Origin of the sequence: Devosia ginsengisoli, assembly GCF_007859655.1 — a bacterium.
Taxonomy (GTDB): Bacteria; Pseudomonadota; Alphaproteobacteria; order Rhizobiales; family Devosiaceae; genus Devosia; species Devosia ginsengisoli.
The window spans coordinates 499,436-516,468 of the sequence record NZ_CP042304.1 but is presented as its reverse complement, the minus strand read 5'-3'; the positions used below and the strand labels follow the sequence as shown (position 1 = coordinate 516,468).

The following is a 17,033-nucleotide window of genomic DNA, read 5'->3' as shown; positions in this document are numbered from 1 at the left end:
TGCAGGATTTATGCCCATGAAAACCGTTACATACGAGACTTTGGACCAGATCGACCGGCATATCCTGGATGAACTGGCGCGGGATGGGCGGATCAGCGTGGCGGAACTGAGCCGACGGGTGAACCTGAGCAAGACGCCGTGCCAGGCGCGGATCACGCGGCTGGAGAAGGCGGGCTATATTCTGGGGTATCGGGCGGTGATCGACCCCAAGCGGCTGGGATTGCCGCATGTGGCGTTTGTCGAGGTGAAGCTGAGCGATACGCGCAAGGCAGCACTGGCGGCGTTCAACAAGGCGGTGCGGGCGATCCCTGAGGTGGAGCAGGCGCATATGATTGCGTCGAGCTTTGACTATCTGCTCAAGGTGCGGACCAAGGATATTGCCGACTATCGGGAAGTGCTGGGGGAACGGATCAGCGCCCTGCCCCATGTGGCGCATACGTCGACGCATGTGTCGATGGAGGCGGTGAAGGGGGACGAGGAGTGAGGCGAAGGCGAGTCTTTGGCGGGTACCCCTCCTAGCCTCCCCCTGATAGGGGGAGGAACAGATCGTGGGTGAGGCGGGATCGTGCCACGCCAACCGAGTTCACCTTCTCCCCTTGTGGGAGAAGGTGCCCGAAGGGCGGATGAGGGGTTCTTGCGCCAGCCACAACCTTTGAAGCATGGGAGGGCGCAGGACCCCTCACCCGGTAATTTCTTCTGGACGAAGAAATTACCCCCCTCTCCCACAAGGGGCGAGGGGGGGCGGTGGTTGTGGCACGCTCTTGCCCTCGCTTGCGCTCGGGCGTTCGGCGCTCAAATCGCTCCACTGGAGCGATTTGACCCTGCGGGTCGCGCCTCACTCCATGAAATGCGCATCCCGGAAGTATGGGACGTTCAGCGTGGAGCGCCAGAAGCCCATCACTTTGGGGCTCATCATCATGTAGTTGTTGCGGTGGTATTGCGGCAGGATGACGTGGTCGTTCATCAGGATGGCCTCGGCCTTGCGCATTTCGGCAAGGGATTCGGCTTCGTCGCCCGTCGCCTTGGAGGCGGCGATGGCGGCGTCATAGTCGGCATTGGACCAGTTGTTGAGGTTGTTCGGGCTGCCGGTGACGAAGTTGTCGAGGAAGGTCATGGGGTGCGGATAGTCTGCGCCCCAGCCCATCTGGGCGATCTGGTATTCGACCTTCTGGACCTCGGGATAGAAGACCTGCCATTCGGTGGCCTGGATATCGACGTCGATATTGAGGTTCTGCTTCCACATCTGCTGGATGGCTTCGAGCAGCTTTTCGATCGGCGGGGACGAATAGGTGACGAAGAGCGTATCGGGGAAGCCTTCGCCATTGGGATAGCCGGCTTCGGCTAGCAGGGCCTGGGCGCCTTCGACGTCAGCGGTTTCGGACAGACCGAACGTGTCACGGCCGTCGGTGAAGTCCTCGCCGGCAAGGGTCATGCCGGGGGGGACGAGGCCGAGGGCCGGGATATCGGCCGACTGCAGCACGAATTCGACGATTTCCTCGCGGTCGATGGCCATGGAGAGGGCCTTGCGGACTTCGAGATTGTCGAGCGGGGCTTGGTGCGGGTTGAACAGGGCGTAGGTGGTGCCCAGGGCCGGCACGACCATGAAGGCATCGGATTCGACCGAGAGGCGCGGGATTTCCGGCGCGGGGACGGATTCGATGCCGTCGACATCGCCGGCTTCCATGGCGGCGAGTGCCGTTGCCGGATCGGGGATCAGGCGGAAGGTGAGCTTGTCGAGGGAAACGGCGTCGGCGTCGTAATATTCGGGGTTCTTTTCGAAGACGACGGATTCGCCCTGGTTGAACGCGGTGACGCGGAAGGGGCCGGTGCCGATGAAAGTGGCCGGGTTGCGGGTCCAGCCTTCGGGATCGGCTTCCACGACGTCCTGACGGACCGGGAAGAAGGTGGTGTAGGTCAGCAACTGCATCATGTAGGGGACGCGCTGCTTGAGGGTGAAGGTCAGCGTCTTGTCGTCGGGGGCGCTGATGGAGATGTCGCCGGCGCCATCGGCACCATAGGCTTCCTCGGCGCCGACGATGGAGAACAGCATGGGGGCGTTCATGGCGCCGGTGGCGGGCGTCAGCACGCGCTTCCAGGCATAGACAAAGTCACCAGCGACGACCGGCTTGCCATCGGACCAGTTCGCGTCGCGCAGGTGGAAAGTGTAGGTCAGGCCATCTTCGGAAACGTCCCAGGTCTCGGCGAGGGCGGGGACGATCTCGTTATTGGCGTCGAAGCGGACCAGGCCTTCGAACGTGTTGCCGATGATGGGGGCGGCGAAGGTTTCGGCGGTGGTGCCGGGATCGTATTTGGCGCTTTCGTTATTGACCACATAGGTCAGCTCCCCGGCGGCGAAGGCGCCTGCGGTGGAGGCGAGGAAGGCTGCGGTCAGCAGCGGCAGGAAGTGCTTGGTCATCGTCTTCTCTCCTGTTGTGGGCGGGTTGGCCCCGGCCCGGTCATTTATTTGTCGAGGCCAGCTTACGCTGCCTTTGGGGGTGCCGCATCACCGGCATAGTGGCAGGCGGCAAGGTGGCCACCGCCGATGTCGCGGAGTTCAGGTTCGGTGCTGGCGCAGAGGTCGGTGGCCAGGGGGCAGCGGGTGCGGAAGCGGCAGCCGGATGGAATGTGCATGGGGCTGGGGATTTCACCGCGCATCGGCTCGACGGGGCGCGTCGCGGTGGGATCGGGCACGGGGATGGAGGCGAGCAGCGCCTGGGTATAGGGATGCGAAGGGCGGGCGTAGAGATCGGTATTGGAGGCGAGTTCGACGATCTTGCCGAGATACATGACGCCGATGCGGTCGGAGATGTGGCGCACCATCGAGAGATCATGGGTGATGAAGAGGTAGGTGAGGCCGAGCTGGTCCTGCAAATCCTCGAGCATGTTGACGACCTGGGCCTGCACGGAGACGTCGAGCGCGGAAATGGGTTCGTCGCAGATGACCAGGTCGGGCTCGAGCGCGATGGCGCGGGCAATGCCGATGCGCTGGCGCTGGCCGCCGGAAAATTCGTGGGCGAAGCGATTGGCGTGATCGGCATGAAGACCGACGCGGGCGAGGAGTTCGTGGACTTTGGCGGTGCGGGATTGCGGCGTGCCGATGCGGGCGATTTCGAGCGGCTCGGCGATGAGGTCGCGGACGGTCATGCGGGTGTTGAGCGACGCATAGGGGTCCTGGAAGATCATCTGCACGCGGCGGCGGAACGGGGTGAGGTCGCGTTCGGATGCGGTGGCGACGTCGAGCCCGTCAAAGGTGATGGAGCCGGAGGTGGGCTGGTAGAGGCGGATGAGCGTGCGGGCGAGCGTGGACTTGCCGCAGCCGGATTCGCCGACGAGACCGAGGGTTTCGCCGGGGAAGATGTCGAGGTCGACGCCGTCGACGGCGCGCAGGGTTGGGCGGGGGGTGAAGAGGGCTCGGCCGACCTGGAAGTGCTTGTGGAGGTCGCGGATGGAGACGAGGGGAGTCTTTTCCTCGGATACCCCCTCCCGCCATTCGAGCGTAGCTCTCATGGCCTTCCTCCCTCAAATCGCTCCACTGGAGCGATTTGACCCTGCGGGTCGCTCGAAAGTCCCCCTGATAGGGGGAGGGGTTCAACCGAGTTTGCGGCTGGATTGGTGGTCATGCCGCCACCTCGACCTTCGGAGCATCGGGGTGGTGCAGCCAGCAGCGGGCGCCCTGGTCGGTGCCGAAAATGGGTGGCAGGGCGGCGGCGCATTGGCGCATGGCGTGGGGGCATCTTGGCGCAAAGGGGCAGCCGGATGGCGGGTGGGCCATGTCGGGCGGCGAGCCGGGAATGGGGGTGAGGCGGCGATGGGTGTCGTCGCGCAGGTCGGGGACGGAGGCGAGAAGGCCTTGTGTGTAGGGGTGCATGGGGCGGGCGAAGAGGTCGCGGACCGGGCCGGTCTCCATGACGAGGCCGCCATACATGACCACGATACGGTCGGTGACTTCGGCAATGACGCCGAGATCGTGGGTGATGAGGATGACGGCCATGCCGAGGCGGGCCTGCAAATCCTTGAGGAGGCCGAGAATCTGGCGCTGGATCGTGACGTCGAGCGCGGTGGTGGGTTCGTCGGCAATGAGCAGTTTCGGGTCGCAGGCCAGGGCGATGGCGATCATGACGCGCTGGCGCATGCCGCCGGAAAATTCGTGCGGATAGGATTTGAGGCGCTCGGCGGCCGAGGGAATGCGGACCAGTTCGAAGAGCTCGATGGCCCGGGCGCGGGCCTGGGCGCGGGTGGCCTTGCGGTGGCGCAGGATGGTTTCGATGACCTGTTCGCCCACTGAAAGAGTGGGATTGAGGGAGGTCATGGGGTCCTGGAAGATCATGCCGATGCGATTGCCTCTGACATCACTAAGGTCGGCTTCGGACAGTGTCATGAGGTCCTGGCCGTCGAAGGTCGCGGAGCCGGACTTGATGCGGCCAGCGGGTTTGAGCAGGCGCAGGATGGACATGCAGGTGATGGATTTGCCGGAGCCGCTTTCGCCGACAATGCCGAGGATTTCGCCGGGATAGACGTCGAAGCTGACGCCGCGCACGGCCTGGACTTCGCCGCGCTGGGTGAAGAAGGAGGTGGTGAGGTCGCGGACGGAAAGCACCGGGGTCATTTGCGGACTGGTCATTTCCGGAACCTCGGATCGAGCGCGTCGCGCAGGCCATCGCCGAGGAAATTGAAGGCGAACATGGTGAGGCTGATGGCGGCAGCGGGGAAGAAGAGCTGGTGCGGATAGGCGCGCATGGTTTCCACCGCGTCTGAGGTCAGCGTGCCCCAGGAGGCCAGCGGCGGGGTAACGCCCAGGCCGATGAAGCTCATGAAGCTCTCGATGAAAATGGCCGAGGGGATGAGCATGGTCAGGGTGACGATGATGGGGCCGATGGAATTGGGCAGCAGGTGGCGCGTGAGGATGCGGGTGGTCGAGGCGCCCATGGTGCGGGCAGCGGCGACATAGTCCTGGCTCTTGAGCGAGAGAATCTGGCCGCGGACGATGCGAGCCATATCGACCCAGAACACCGAGCCGATGGCGATGATGATGGAATAGAGGCCACTATCGAACACCACCATGAGCAGGACGACATAGAGCGTCAGCGGGATGGTGGCGATGATCTCGACGATGCGCATCATGATGGCGTCGGTCTTGCCGCCGATATAGCCGGCTATGCCGCCATAGAAGATGCCGATGAAGAAGTTCACCAGCGTGGCGACGAAGGCGACTGTCAGGGAGATGCGGGCGCCATAGAGCTGGCGCACGAGGACGTCGCGGCCGAGCTGGTCGGTGCCGAAAATATAGGTGCGGTTCCACGACCATCCGGAGGGGGAGATGGTGGCGCCGTCCTCGGCGACGAGTTTGGCCGGAAGCCTGGAGTAGTCGAGGGTGATGGTGGTGTCGCCGAACTCGAAGGCCTGGGACTTCTTGAGCATGTCCTTGCGCTCGCCGCGCAGCAGGCCGAGGACGTGGCCCTCGGCATCGACCTCGTAGAGGTTGAAATTGGAGGCGTTGAGGAAGAAACGGGTGGTGGTCCCGTGCCCGTCCGCGACACTGTAGGTCTCGAAGGCGGGCGGGATATTGGCCAGCCGCAGATTCTGGTCGGCATAGGTGAAGGGGCTGAACAACGGGCCGAAGATGGCGGCTGTTATCAGCAGCAGGATGAAGGCGATGGAGACCACGGCGGGCTTGTTGGCCCAGAGGCGGCGGCGTGCGTCCTGCCAATAGGTGAGGCTGGGCTCGGTGACGACCGCAGCGCCATCGCCGGGCGGGAGCTTTTCCCACATTTCGGGGGCGATGTCGCTCATGCGGATGCCTCGGTCAGCTTGATGCGGGGATCGAGCACGGCATAGAGCAGGTCGACGATGAGGATCATCACCATGAGGGCGGCAGCGTAGAAAATGGTGATGCCCATGATGGCGGTGTAGTCGCGATTGGTGATGGACAGCACGAACTGGCGGCCGATGCCGGGCAAAGCGAAAATCTGCTCGATGACAAAGCTGCCGGTGATCAGATTGGCGACCACCGGGCCAAGCACGGTGACGACGGGCACCAGCGAATTGCGCAGGCCGTGCTTGAACAGGACCTGGCCGGGGCGCAGGCCCTTGGCGCGGGCGGTGGTCATATAGTCCTGCTCGAAGGTTTCCAGCAGGGACGAACGGGTGAGGCGGGCGACGAAGCTCACCCAGAAACCTGACAGCGCGAAGACCGGCAGGATGTAGCCGCGCCAGTCATCAAGCCCGAAAGTGGGCACCCAACCGAGGCGCAGGGCGAAGATGTAGAGCGTGACCGTGGCAATGACATAGCTGGGAATGGCGACGCCGATGGTGGCGATCAGCATGACCGTGGTGTCGGGCCAGCGGTTACGGTTGAGCGCGGCGACGATGCCGAGGGGGACGCCGAGGGCGACCACGGCGATGACGGCGAGCAGGCCGGTGCGCAGGGTGACCGGCAGGCCATCTGCGATCATGGTGTTGATGGAAACGCCCGGATATTTGAAGGAGGGGCCGAGATCGAAGGTGACGATGCCGCGCAGATAGCTGAGATATTGCGCCCAGATGGGCTGGTCGAGGCCGTATTTGGCATTGAGCGCCGCCGAGATTTCGGGGGCCAGCATGCGCTCGGACACGAAGGGGCCGCCGGGCACCGCATGCATGAGGAAGAAGGTCAGCGTGACGATGGCCCAGAGGGTCAGGAGCATCATGCCGAGGCGCTGAAGAATGTAGAGGGGCATATCAGCGCTTCCCGCAGGATACAAAACGGCGAAGTGGTGGTCAGCGCCAAATGACTGACATAATTACTATTCCAGCACCAAAATTTTTTTACTGCAAGGGGGATTGGTGGGAGATTTTTGCGGGGGCGGGCTGAGCGAGAGTGGTGGCCAGAAGAGTCTTTAGCGGGTACCCCCTCCTAACCTCCCCCTGATAGGGGGAGGAACAGATCGGGGATTTGGCACGATCTCGCCCCAACCACTGCGTGGGCTTCCCTCCCCCTTGTGGGGAGGGAGTGAGGGTGGGGGCGGCCATACGCACTGGACTCGTGGAGAGATACCCCCACCCTGCTCGATTCAACGGACTTAGCTGAAGCTAAGTCCTATCTCGCTTCCCTCCCCACAAGGGGGAGGGTGGGCAAGAACCGAAGATACTGATCTCCAGCTGCCATAAGCCTTCCCTTCTCCCCTCGTGGGAGAAGGTGCCCCTCCGGGTCGCGTAGCGCCCAAAGGCAGGCTCCGGGCGGATGAGGGGGCGCTGAGTTCCCCACCAGCATTGAAGCATGGGAGAGCGCAGCCCCCTCACCCGGAAATCCGCTGGACGCGGATTTCTACCCTCTCCCACGAGGGGAGAGGGGGTAACCGGCCTCATGGGTGAGCCTGGTGGGTGGACCATGTCTAAAGCTCGAAATGGCTGCGCAGGATGAGGAACACCGCTGTGGCCGGGATGATCAGGTCGGCGGCGCGGTCGATGGCTTCGGGCGGGTAGCTGCCTTCGGCGTCGAGGGCGTTGATGGTGCCGAGCAGGTCGTTGCCGGCCATGATGGGGATACTGAGGGAGCTGTTGCAGCCGAGGGCGCGGATCAGGGTGAGGTCGGGGAATTCGCCCTCCATGCCTGCGGCGGTGTTGATAGCGGTTATGCGGCGCTCGGTCTGCATGGCGCGGAACCAGTCATCCATGACGATGGGCTTGGTGCCGAGCAGCGGATAGGCGTCGGGATGGCTGGAATAGACGCGGCGGACCTGCATGGCGGCCATGTTGATGGCCGTGAGCGTGAACAGACGCGCGGGAATGAGGGTGGCGGCGAGATCGTGCAGCGCCCTGCCCGTTTCGGCCGGATCGGTGTAGCGGGCCAGACTTTCCTCGAAAGCGCGGAACGGGGCGGTCATGCGCGCCACCGCCGGCGTTCGCCTGACGTGGCGGGCATGGGCGCGATGACCGGGCCATCGCCGCACACCACCCGGTCGCGGCCATTGGCCTTGGCCACATAGAGACGGTTGTCGGCCATTTGCAGCAGTTCGGCGGAGGGCATGCTGCCATTGCCGGTGGCGAGGCCGATGCTGACGGTCACCTCCAGGTCCGGCGCCAGGTCGGACCATGATGTCGAGCAGATGGCGACGCGCACGCCCTCGCAGAAGGCGGCGGCGGTGACTTCGGGGGCGTCGGGGAAGATCAGGGCGAATTCCTCGCCGCCGAGACGGGCGGCATGGCCGTGGGGGCCGATCTGGGCGACCATGGTGCGGGCCACGCGCTGCAGCACGGCATCGCCCACGATGTGGGAGAAATGGTCGTTGACCGCCTTGAAGTTGTCGAGATCGACAATGGCGATGGCCACGGGCGTGCCGGCGAGACGATTGAGGATCTGGTCGAAGCTGCGGCGATTGGCGATGCCGGTCAGCGGGTCGCTGAGGGCCTGATCGGCCAGGGTGGCGGCGCGGCTGCGCAATTGCTCGGTTTCGGCGCGGATTTCCTCGATGCGGGCGCGGCGGCGCGCGGTTTCGCCGGACTGGCGCACATAGAGGGTGTGGAAGCGCTTGTGCAAGGCCAGGGCATCGGCAGTATCGCCGAGGGCTTCGAGGATTTCGGCCAGCTTGTGGGCGGTATTGACCTGATGGTCAATCTGGTGGCTTTCGTCGGCCAAGGCGAGTGCCTCGGTTACGGCGAGGCGGGCCTTGTGGAGCTGGCCGGCGCGCAGCAGGACATCGCCCAGGGTATAGAGATAGTGGATGCGCAGGCTGACGCCCGGATCGCCGGGCAATTGGGCGCTGCGATCGAGATATTCGAGGGCCAGATCGTAGCGCCCCTCGAGGCCGAACATTTCGGCGGTGTTGGCCAGGGCGACGCGCAGGCTCCAGTGGTCACCGCTGCTCTCGGCCTTGGCGATGGCCTGTTCAGTCAGCTCGATGGCCGCCTCGCGCTCGCCGATGGCGCGCTCCTCCTCACCGAACTTGTCGGCTTCCTCGGCGATCTTGGCGTGGCAGAAGCCGAGATTGAGCAGATAATAGGCTTCGGCGGCGAGATTGGCGTGGTCGGCGGCGACCGAGACGGCGCGCTCGATAAGGTCCATGCCCATGTCGATTTCGCGGCAGACGGTCAGCACGATGCCCTTGGCATTGAGCGCGAAGGCCAGGACAGCGGAATCCTCATCGGCCTCGGCCAGCGCAACGGCTTCCTCGGCGAGATCGAAGGCTTCGTCGCTGAAGCCGAGATCGAGAAAGAGGATGGCCTCCACGGCCAAGGCGCGGGCCAGCTCGACCTTGTTGTCCTGACGGCGGCGGAGCCAGCGGGCGCCCATGGCGCATTCCAGGCCCTGCTCGATGAGGCCCAGCTTGTAGCAGCACCAGGCCATTTCGCAGAGGCAGGCGGCCATGACTTCGCCGTCGTCGCCGGCTTCGGCCTGGGCATAGACGGCGCGGAACTCCACCATGGCCTCGTCGCAGAGCCCGGCGCGCAACAGATGCGTTCCCCGCGTAAACCCATCAACTACGGCAGCAGTCAGTTCTGACACTGGGCGTTTCCCCGGCGCATCGAATGAGTTCCAGCATAACCGGATTCCGTCGCCAGAACACTAACATCCCGCAAATCCTGCAGGCGGGACCGATGGTTAGCAGTCGAACGGATTCGTCCCGATGCAATCGATACCGCCGGCCGATCATTCGGCCGGGAACAGTTTCCAGCGGCGGGGGCGGAAGGAGAGTCGGGTCTTTTCGCCGGCGGGATGGTCGAAGGGCAGATCGACCTCGACGAGATGGCCGGCGCCGCCGATTTCGAGCTCGACACGGCGGGTGCCGCCAACGCGGCGCGCGGTATTGACGACGCCGGCCAGCGAGGCATCGGCCTCGATGAGATCGACATCATGCGGGCGGAAGAACAGGCGGGCATTGCCCGGACTGGCATCGCCGGCGGGCAGGCCGATGGCGCGGCCGCCGACCCAAAGTTCGTTGTTTTCAACGACGACCGGGAGCGTGCTGGATTCGCCGATGAAGCCGAAGACGAAGGGGGATGTGGGGTGATCGTAGACGGTGTCGGGGGTGCCGACCTGCTCGATCCGGCCCTGGCTCATGACGCAGAGGCGATCGGAGAGTTCGAGGGCTTCTTCCTGGTCATGGGTGACGAAGACGGTGGTGTGGCCGGTGCGGTCGTGGATTTCGCGGAGCCATTTGCGGAGTTCGCGGCGAACCTGGGCGTCGAGGGCGCCGAAGGGTTCGTCGAGCAGCAGCACGGCCGGCTCGATGGCGAGGGCGCGGGCCAAAGCGACGCGCTGGCGCTGGCCACCGGAAAGCTGGTTGGGATAGCGCTTTTCGAGGCCGGAGAGCTGGACGAGATCGAGCAGTTCCATGGCGCGGCGGCGGATTTCACCTGCGGGCGGGCGGGTGGAGCGCGGGCGCACCTTGAGGCCGAAGGAGATGTTTTCGAGGATCGTCATATGGCGAAACAGGGCATAGTGCTGGAACACGAAGCCGATATTGCGCTCCTGCACGCTCTTTTCCGACGCATCGACATCGCCGAAGAAGATCTTGCCCTGGGTGGGCATTTCGAGGCCGGCAATGAGGCGCAGCAGAGTGGTCTTGCCCGAGCCCGAGGGACCGAGCAATGCGATCAGCTCGCCCGAATGAATATCGAGCGACACATCGTGCAGCGCCGGAAACCGGTCGAATTCCTTGCGCACGTTCTGAACGCGAACTTCCATAGACACCTAATCCCGTAATTAGTGACCGCCGGCCGCGATTTCGTCGCCGAAACGCCATTCCAGAGCCGTCTTGAGTACCAGCGTGACCAGCGCGAGCAAGGCCAGCAGCGACGCCAGGGCGAAGGCCGCCGCAGCATTATATTCATTGTAGAGCATTTCCACCTGCAAGGGCATGGTGGTGGTCTGGCCGCGGATCTTGCCCGAGACCACGGCGACAGCGCCGAATTCGCCCATGGCGCGGGCATTGCAGAGCAGCACGCCATAGAGCAGACCCCATTTGATATTGGGCAGGGTGACGCGGAAGAAGGTCTGCCAGCCATTGGCGCCGAGCGAGAGCGCCGCTTCCTCGTCGCCGGTGCCCTGATCCTGCATCAGGGGGATGAGTTCCCGGGCGACGAAGGGGAAGGTGACGAAAATGGTGGCGAGCACGATGCCCGGCAAGGCGAAGAGCACTTCGATGCCGTAGCTCTTGAGGAAGGGGCCGAGGAAGCTCCCTGCCCCGAACAGCAGCACATAGACCAGGCCGGAAATCACCGGGGAAACCGAGAATGGCAGGTCGATCAGGGTGATGAGGAATGCCTTGCCCTTGAATTCGAACTTGGCAATGGCCCAGGAGGCGGCGAGGCCGAAGACGACATTGAGCGGCACGGCAATGGCGGCAACCAGCAAGGTGAGGCGGATGGCGGCCTGCGCATCCTTTTCGCCGAGTGCCGCGAAGAAGGCGCCGACGCCCTTGACGAAGGCTTCGTGGAAGACCGCGTAGAGCGGCAGCAGCAGGATAACCGCCATGAAGGCCAGGGCAATGCCAATTAACGTCCACTGAACGAGGGGACTTTCGCTGGTGGGCGAGACGCGGCGGTGCAGGCGGGCGCGCAGTTTAGTTGCCATAGCCATACCTCCGGCGCGACCAGGCCTGGATCAGGTTGATGACGAAGAGCAGCGCGAAGGACAGCAGCAGCATGACCGTGGCGATGACGGTGGCGCCGACATAGTTGAATTCCTGCAGGCGGATATAGATCAACAACGGGGCAATTTCGGAGACGAAGGGGATATTGCCGGCGATGAAGATAATGGAGCCGTATTCGCCGACGCCGCGGGCGAAAGCCAGAGCGAAGCCGGTGAGAATGGCGGGCATGAGGCTGGGCAGGATGATGCGGATGACGGTCTGGAAGCGGCTGGCGCCGAGGGTGGCGCTGGCTTCCTCGACCTCATGGCTCACCTCTTCGAGGATGGGCTGGATGGTGCGGACGACGAAAGGCAGGCCGATGAAAATCATGGCGATGACGATGCCGGCCGGGGTGTAGGCGATGCGCCAGCCGAGCGGCGCGAACAGGGCGCCGATCGTGCCATTGGGGGCGTAGATAGCGGTCAGCGCAATGCCGGCGACGGCGGTGGGCAGGGCAAAAGGCAGGTCGATGATGGCATCGAAGATGCGGCGGCCGGGGAAGCGGTAGCGCACCAGGACCCAGGCGATCAGCGTGCCAAAGACGACATTGACGCCAGCAGCGATGAGCGCGGTGACGAAGCTGACGCGGAGCGAGCCGAGCACGCGCGGATCGGTGGCGGCTTTCCAGAAGCCCTCGGGGCCGAGACCAGCGGAGCGGATGGCCAGCGCGAGCAGCGGGATGAGGATGATCAGCGAGAAATAGGTCAGCGTGAAACCGAGCGTCAGCCCGAAGCCCGGGATGACACTGGGTTGGCGAAAACTCCAGCCCCGACGTGGCGCAAGCGAAACGGCGGCGCTCAAGCGGCGGCCCTGGATGCGGCAGATTCGGCGCAGTACATGTCGACCTCTCAACCCGGTTCGGCGACAATAACTCTATCGTCCCAGTCGAGTTTCTCAAGGTTCAGCAATGGCGTTTGGTTAAATGTGGAGAGAAAAAATTTCCAGAATGGCGGGGCTGGGAAGATTTCGGCGGGGTTTGAGGCGGCGGATTGGGGGATGGGGAGAATAATGGTGCGTGGGCGCAGCCAGAGGTTCCGCAAAGGTTTCGTTCGTGGAACCCTCGACACCCCCTCCCTAGCTTTGCCAAGGCCCTACGGGCCAGGCGCCGCTACCCTCCCCTCAAGGGGGAGGGTGGGCAGGAGCCGATAGAAAGAAATCGCGCCTTCAACTAGCGCGGCGGGGTCCAGAGCGGGGTTTCGCGCTGGAGGGGGGCCATGGCGGTGATGTCTTCGCCGCGGCGCATGGCGATGTTCATGCGGAAGGAATTGCCGATGCGCTCGGAACGCTCGACGAAGAGCGCAGCGATATCGGGCGGGCAGAGGCTTTCCACGGTGCGGCGGAACAAAGCCAGCCAGCGCATGAAATGGGGGTCGGCCAATTCGGGAATAGCCATGTGCTTGGGCATGGGCCGGCCGCCGTAGCGGCCAGTGCCTAATAGCATGGAGCTCCAGAAATCGGCGATGAGATCGAGATGATGCGGCCAGGCTTCGGGGGCGATGATGCGATTGAAGATGGGGCCGATCAGGGGATCGCGGCGCACATCGGCGTAGAAGCTGTCGACCACCGCGCGGATCATGGCTTCGTCGAGGCCTTCGGGGGTTTCCCAGCCGACGCGCTGGTGGCGGGTGCCGACAGGTGGGCGCGGATTGGAGTCGCTCATGCGTCAGCCTCGCGGATGGCGTAGCTGCAGCGGCGGCCGCCATTGACGATATGTTCGTTGCGGACGATTTCGGCGCCGGGGCCAAGTACGGCGCGGAAAACGTCGAGCTCGGCGCGGCAGAAGCCTTGGCAGGCGGTGGCGGCGGCGCAGATGGGGCAGTGATTTTCGATGAGAACAAGGGAACCGTCGGGCTCCTCGCGCCAATCGGCCATATAGCCTTCGGCGGAGCGCAGATCGGCCAGGGCGGCGACCTTGTCGCGCAGGGTAGTGCGGTCGGCCAGTTCGGTCTCGTAGGCGGCGCGGGTTTCGGCCTCGCGGATGGAAATCAGGGTATCGAGCGCCTCTTCGCCCAGCGAGCCCTTGATGATGCCGAGCAGTTGCACTGTCAGCGCGGCATGGGTGTCGGGAAAGCGCGACTGGGCAGCGGGCGTGAGGCTCCAGCTCTGGGTGGGGCGCCCTACCCCCTTGGCTTCGCTGGTGGCGACGACGAGGCCGTCCTCGGCGAGACGGGCGAGCTGCTGGCGGGCGGCTTCGCCTGTGGTGCCGAGCCTGGTGCCGAGGGCGGAAGCCGACAGCGCGCCATGCATCTTGAGCGCCATCAGCACCCGCTCGGCCGCGCTGCGCGGCGACCAGCTCACGCTTTCGGTGGTTGCGTCGCGTGGGGCAACATTTTCCAAGTTGTGGCTTGACATATTGGCGCCAGCGGTTTTCAAAGTCATCACTTGGAATAAACGGCGACGCGGCGGAATGCAAGCGCCGGAGTTGTCGCATCCCCGATCCAGCGAAAGGAACCCGAAATGGCTTTTGAACTTCCCGCCCTGCCCTATGCCCATGCTGCCCTGGCCGAGCGCGGCATGAGCCAGGAAACGCTGGAGCTGCATCACGACAAGCATCACCAGGCCTATGTGACCGCGCTCAACGGATTCGTGGAGAAAAATGCCGACCTGGCCGGCAAGTCGCTGGAAGAGATCATTGCCTTTGCCAATGGCAAGGCGGACCTGGCGCCGGTGTTCAACAATGCCGGGCAGCACTGGAACCACATCCATTTCTGGAATGCGCTGTCGCCCAAGGGCGGCGCCCTGCCGGGCAAGCTGGAAAGCAAGATCGCTGATGATTTCGGCTCGGTGGATGCGTTCAAGGATGCGTTCAAGACCGCCGCGACGACGCAGTTCGGTTCGGGCTGGGCCTGGCTGGTGCTGGGGACGGATGGCAAGCTCAAGGTGACCAAGACGGCCAATGGGTCCAATCCGCTGGCGACGGGCGAAGGCAAGCCGCTGCTGGGGCTCGATGTGTGGGAGCACAGCTATTATGTCGATTTCCGCAATCGGCGGCCGGATTATGTGAGCAACTTCCTCGACAAGCTGGCGAATTATGAATTCGCGGAAGCGAACCTGGGCTAGGTGTCCCGGCGGCCGCTCCCAAATCTCAAGATGGACCCCGGCTCAAGGCCGGGGTGACATCGTGGGTGGGATGGGTCGGTCAAAACAGAGGTTCCCGCTTTCGCGGGGACGACCCGTTGGGTAGAACAAACGCACGTCGAGAAGAATCGTGAATATAGTTATGGCCGATTTCGACCTGCCCGACGCCATGCGCCTGCGTCCGCCCCGGCAACCGGTGGTGGGCAATGCCGAATTCCGAGCCGCCATGTCCGGTATGGCGACAACAGTGAGCGTGGTGACGGCGCGACGCGGCGACGAGCGGATCGGGCGGACGGTGACGTCCATGCTGTCGCTGTCGATGAACCCGCCGACCGTGCTGATTTCCATCGACATCATGAGCCGGCTGGCCGACCTGATCGCCAAGACCGGGGGCTTTTCGCTGGCGCTGCTGGCGGATGACCAGGCCGCGGTGGCCGATGCCTTTGCCGGGCGGGTGGAGCCGGAAGAGCGGTTCAATGCCGGGCAATGGAGCCAGTGGCCGTCCGGGCATCCGATGTTGCTGGGAGCGGTGACGGCGCTCGATTGCGATGTGATCGGCTCGATCGAGACGGGCACCCATGTGCTGTTTGCCGGCGCCATCATCGAGACGGAGACGACGGCCAGCCGCTCGCCGCTGCTGTGGCAGCGGCACGATTATCGCGGGCTAACCGGGCTCGACTGACGGGCGCGAAGCTGCCAAGCTCACACAATCGATTGCGTCGCGCCGGCAACTCCCTGCCGGCTTTGACGTTTCCTCCGTCGAGGGAGGCCCTTATGCCCCGGTTCTATTTTCACTATCGCACCGATGACGAACTGATCCGCGACACTGACGGCAGCGAGCTGCCGGACCTGGAAGCGGCCGAGCACAATGCGGCGGCCCTGGCCAAGGCCATTGTCGAGCGCGCGGCGAGCACGGGCGGCGATACGCGGATACCGCGGTCGATCGAGATCACCGACGCAGCGGGGGAAGAGCTGCTGTATCTGGTGTTCTGGGCGGGGCCGAAGGTGGGCAGTGACGGGGAGGAAATTCCCGAGATGCCGCCGACGACGGTGCACTAGCCTCACGCGTGTCGGACTCGTGGAGAGAACCCCTCACCCGTAATTTCTTCTGGACGAAGAAATTACACCCTCTCCCGCAAGGGGCGAGGGGTGGCTCCACTCGTGATTGCTCACTCCCAGTTCAAACAAAAACGCCGGCCTCGAGGGCCGGCGTTGATGTCTGGCGCTTACTGTGGGGTGCCGGTGTAGATCTGGTCGAAGATGCCGCCGTCGCCGAAGAAGTGGGGTTGGGCTTCGCGCCAGCCACCGAAATCCTCGATGGTCACGAGGTTGACCTCGCCGAAGCGGGCGATGTCATCAGGGTTGGCCAATTCGGGCTTGAAGGGGCGGTAGTAGTTGGCGGCGGCGATGGCCTGGCCTTCGGGGGAATAGAGATATTCGAGATAGGCCTGGGCCAGGTCGGTATTGCCCTTTTTCTCGGCATTACCTGTCACCAGGGCGACCGGGGGTTCGGCCAGGATCGAGATCGAGGGCGTCACGATGTCGAAGGCGTCGGGGCCGAGTTCGTTGAGCGCCAGATAGGCCTCGTTTTCCCAGGCGAGCAGGACATCGCCGATGCCGCGCTGGACGAAAGTGGTGGTGGAGCCGCGGGCGCCGGTATCGAGCACGGGGACGTGCTTATAGAGCTCGGTGACGAAGGCCTGGGCGGTTTCGTCGGAGCCGCCGGGCTGCGCCTTGGCCCAGGCCCAGGCGGCAAGCAGGTTCCAGCGGGCGCCGCCCGAGGTCTTGGGATTGGGCGTGATGACTTCGACGCCGTCCTGGATCAGATCGCCCCAATCGGCGAGACCCTTGGGATTGCCCTTGCGGACCAGGAAGACGATGGTCGAGGTATAGGGGGCGTTGTTGTTTTCGAGCGTGCCGCGCCAATCGGCCGGGATCAGGTTGGGCGCCTCGTCGGAAATGGCGTTGATGTCGGATTCCAGCGCCAGGGTGACCACATCGGCTTCCAGACCATCGATGACGGTGCGGGCCTGGGCGCCGGAGCCGCCATGGGTCACCTGAACGGCGACCGTTTCGCCGGTGGTTTCCTGCCAGTGGGCGACAAAGGCCTCGTTGAACTGCTGATAGAGCTCGCGGGTGGGATCGTAGCTGACATTGATCAGCGTGCGGTCCTGACCATGCGCCGTCACCGCGAAACCAAACGTCAGGGACGCGGCGAGGGCAGCATAGGCAATAAATTTCGGTGCGTTCTTCATCTCTGTCTCCGCTGAGATCGAATGAGTAAAAGACTACCAGACGAGTAGTGTATCGCAAGGCGAGCACTCGCGCCAATCGCGGCGCGGAGAA

Annotated in this window: 17 protein-coding genes; 4 read left to right on the top strand and 13 right to left on the bottom strand. The window is 64.1% G+C overall.

Going from position 1 to position 17,033, the window contains the following annotated elements; translation table 11 throughout:
• Nucleotides 1-16 precede the first annotated feature (16 nt).
• Complete coding sequence (locus FPZ08_RS02575; RefSeq protein ID WP_146288535.1) at nucleotides 17-484, top strand: Lrp/AsnC family transcriptional regulator; 468 nt, start codon at nucleotides 17-19, stop codon at nucleotides 482-484.
• A 351-nt stretch (nucleotides 485-835) separates the two neighbouring features.
• Here the strand turns inward: FPZ08_RS02575 and FPZ08_RS02570 are convergent, their stop codons facing one another.
• From FPZ08_RS02570 to FPZ08_RS02515, 12 genes are all read right to left on the bottom strand, one after another.
• Complete coding sequence (locus FPZ08_RS02570; protein ID WP_146288534.1) at nucleotides 836-2,416, bottom strand: peptide ABC transporter substrate-binding protein; 1,581 nt, start codon at nucleotides 2,414-2,416, stop codon at nucleotides 836-838.
• Nucleotides 2,417-2,478: 62 nt separating this feature from the next.
• Complete coding sequence (locus tag FPZ08_RS02565) at nucleotides 2,479-3,507, bottom strand: ABC transporter ATP-binding protein (protein ID WP_146288533.1); 1,029 nt, start codon at nucleotides 3,505-3,507, stop codon at nucleotides 2,479-2,481.
• A 109-nt stretch (nucleotides 3,508-3,616) separates the two neighbouring features.
• Nucleotides 3,617-4,621: an ABC transporter ATP-binding protein gene (locus tag FPZ08_RS02560; RefSeq protein ID WP_210246847.1), complete on the bottom strand. Its 1,005-nt coding sequence runs from the start codon at nucleotides 4,619-4,621 to the stop codon at nucleotides 3,617-3,619.
• Complete coding sequence (locus tag FPZ08_RS02555) at nucleotides 4,618-5,790, bottom strand: ABC transporter permease (protein ID WP_210246846.1); 1,173 nt, start codon at nucleotides 5,788-5,790, stop codon at nucleotides 4,618-4,620. Before FPZ08_RS02555 ends, FPZ08_RS02560 begins: the two co-directional genes overlap by 4 nt.
• Nucleotides 5,787-6,716: an ABC transporter permease gene (locus tag FPZ08_RS02550; protein WP_146288532.1), complete on the bottom strand. Its 930-nt coding sequence runs from the start codon at nucleotides 6,714-6,716 to the stop codon at nucleotides 5,787-5,789. The genes FPZ08_RS02555 and FPZ08_RS02550 overlap by 4 nt, the downstream gene beginning before the upstream one ends.
• Before the next feature lie 654 nt (nucleotides 6,717-7,370).
• A complete protein-coding gene (locus FPZ08_RS02545; protein ID WP_146288531.1) occupies nucleotides 7,371-7,862 on the bottom strand; it encodes a GAF domain-containing protein in 492 nt (163 codons plus the stop codon).
• On the bottom strand, nucleotides 7,859-9,481 hold the full coding sequence (locus FPZ08_RS02540) for a GGDEF domain-containing protein (RefSeq protein WP_146288530.1): 1,623 nt from the start codon (nucleotides 9,479-9,481) through the stop codon (nucleotides 7,859-7,861). Before FPZ08_RS02540 ends, FPZ08_RS02545 begins: the two co-directional genes overlap by 4 nt.
• Before the next feature lie 144 nt (nucleotides 9,482-9,625).
• Nucleotides 9,626-10,663 (bottom strand): sulfate/molybdate ABC transporter ATP-binding protein, encoded by a 1,038-nt coding sequence (locus FPZ08_RS02535; protein ID WP_146288529.1) that lies wholly within the window; start codon nucleotides 10,661-10,663, stop codon nucleotides 9,626-9,628.
• A gap of 18 nt (nucleotides 10,664-10,681) precedes the next feature.
• Complete coding sequence (cysW, locus tag FPZ08_RS02530) at nucleotides 10,682-11,551, bottom strand: sulfate ABC transporter permease subunit CysW (RefSeq protein ID WP_146288528.1); 870 nt, start codon at nucleotides 11,549-11,551, stop codon at nucleotides 10,682-10,684.
• Nucleotides 11,541-12,410 (bottom strand): sulfate ABC transporter permease subunit CysT, encoded by an 870-nt coding sequence (gene cysT, locus FPZ08_RS02525; RefSeq protein ID WP_146288527.1) that lies wholly within the window; start codon nucleotides 12,408-12,410, stop codon nucleotides 11,541-11,543. The genes cysW and cysT overlap by 11 nt, the downstream gene beginning before the upstream one ends.
• 367 nt (nucleotides 12,411-12,777) lie before the next feature.
• Nucleotides 12,778-13,269, bottom strand: coding sequence for a group III truncated hemoglobin (locus FPZ08_RS02520; protein ID WP_146288526.1), 492 nt, complete (start codon nucleotides 13,267-13,269; stop codon nucleotides 12,778-12,780).
• Complete coding sequence (locus FPZ08_RS02515) at nucleotides 13,266-13,868, bottom strand: helix-turn-helix transcriptional regulator (protein ID WP_210246876.1); 603 nt, start codon at nucleotides 13,866-13,868, stop codon at nucleotides 13,266-13,268. The genes FPZ08_RS02520 and FPZ08_RS02515 overlap by 4 nt, the downstream gene beginning before the upstream one ends.
• Nucleotides 13,869-14,066: 198 nt before the next feature.
• Between FPZ08_RS02515 and FPZ08_RS02510 the strand changes: the two genes are divergently transcribed.
• The 3 genes from FPZ08_RS02510 to FPZ08_RS02500 all read left to right on the top strand — a co-directional run bounded on the left by FPZ08_RS02510 (nucleotide 14,067) and on the right by FPZ08_RS02500 (nucleotide 15,746).
• Complete coding sequence (locus tag FPZ08_RS02510) at nucleotides 14,067-14,669, top strand: superoxide dismutase (RefSeq protein WP_146288525.1); 603 nt, start codon at nucleotides 14,067-14,069, stop codon at nucleotides 14,667-14,669.
• 148 nt (nucleotides 14,670-14,817) lie between these two features.
• Nucleotides 14,818-15,369, top strand: a complete 552-nt coding sequence (locus FPZ08_RS02505) for a flavin reductase family protein (RefSeq protein ID WP_246132784.1) — start codon at nucleotides 14,818-14,820, stop codon at nucleotides 15,367-15,369.
• Between the two features lie 92 nt (nucleotides 15,370-15,461).
• Nucleotides 15,462-15,746, top strand: a complete 285-nt coding sequence (locus FPZ08_RS02500; protein WP_146288524.1) for a DUF6894 family protein — start codon at nucleotides 15,462-15,464, stop codon at nucleotides 15,744-15,746.
• A gap of 167 nt (nucleotides 15,747-15,913) precedes the next feature.
• Here the strand turns inward: FPZ08_RS02500 and FPZ08_RS02495 are convergent, their stop codons facing one another.
• The gene (locus FPZ08_RS02495; RefSeq protein WP_146288523.1) at nucleotides 15,914-16,942 is read right to left on the bottom strand and encodes a sulfate ABC transporter substrate-binding protein; all 1,029 of its coding nucleotides are present in this window, start codon (nucleotides 16,940-16,942) and stop codon (nucleotides 15,914-15,916) included.
• Between the last annotated feature and the right edge of the window lie 91 nt (nucleotides 16,943-17,033).

What these genes read in the sequence shown, in the direction of transcription:
- FPZ08_RS02555 (WP_210246846.1), bottom strand. Translation starts at nt 5,790, where the DNA reads ATGAGCGACATCGCCCCCGAAATGTGGGAAAAGCTCCCGCCCGGCGAT.
- FPZ08_RS02570 (WP_146288534.1), bottom strand. Translation starts at nt 2,416, where the DNA reads ATGACCAAGCACTTCCTGCCGCTGCTGACCGCAGCCTTCCTCGCCTCC.
- FPZ08_RS02500 (WP_146288524.1), top strand. Translation starts at nt 15,462, where the DNA reads ATGCCCCGGTTCTATTTTCACTATCGCACCGATGACGAACTGATCCGC.
- FPZ08_RS02575 (WP_146288535.1), top strand. Translation starts at nt 17, where the DNA reads ATGAAAACCGTTACATACGAGACTTTGGACCAGATCGACCGGCATATC.
- FPZ08_RS02545 (WP_146288531.1), bottom strand. Translation starts at nt 7,862, where the DNA reads ATGACCGCCCCGTTCCGCGCTTTCGAGGAAAGTCTGGCCCGCTACACC.
- FPZ08_RS02520 (WP_146288526.1), bottom strand. Translation starts at nt 13,269, where the DNA reads ATGAGCGACTCCAATCCGCGCCCACCTGTCGGCACCCGCCACCAGCGC.
- FPZ08_RS02560 (WP_210246847.1), bottom strand. Translation starts at nt 4,621, where the DNA reads ATGACCAGTCCGCAAATGACCCCGGTGCTTTCCGTCCGCGACCTCACC.
- FPZ08_RS02550 (WP_146288532.1), bottom strand. Translation starts at nt 6,716, where the DNA reads ATGCCCCTCTACATTCTTCAGCGCCTCGGCATGATGCTCCTGACCCTC.
- cysW (WP_146288528.1), bottom strand. Translation starts at nt 11,551, where the DNA reads ATGGCAACTAAACTGCGCGCCCGCCTGCACCGCCGCGTCTCGCCCACC.
- FPZ08_RS02535 (WP_146288529.1), bottom strand. Translation starts at nt 10,663, where the DNA reads ATGGAAGTTCGCGTTCAGAACGTGCGCAAGGAATTCGACCGGTTTCCG.
- FPZ08_RS02565 (WP_146288533.1), bottom strand. Translation starts at nt 3,507, where the DNA reads ATGAGAGCTACGCTCGAATGGCGGGAGGGGGTATCCGAGGAAAAGACT.
- FPZ08_RS02515 (WP_210246876.1), bottom strand. Translation starts at nt 13,868, where the DNA reads ATGGCGCTCAAGATGCATGGCGCGCTGTCGGCTTCCGCCCTCGGCACC.
- FPZ08_RS02495 (WP_146288523.1), bottom strand. Translation starts at nt 16,942, where the DNA reads ATGAAGAACGCACCGAAATTTATTGCCTATGCTGCCCTCGCCGCGTCC.
- FPZ08_RS02510 (WP_146288525.1), top strand. Translation starts at nt 14,067, where the DNA reads ATGGCTTTTGAACTTCCCGCCCTGCCCTATGCCCATGCTGCCCTGGCC.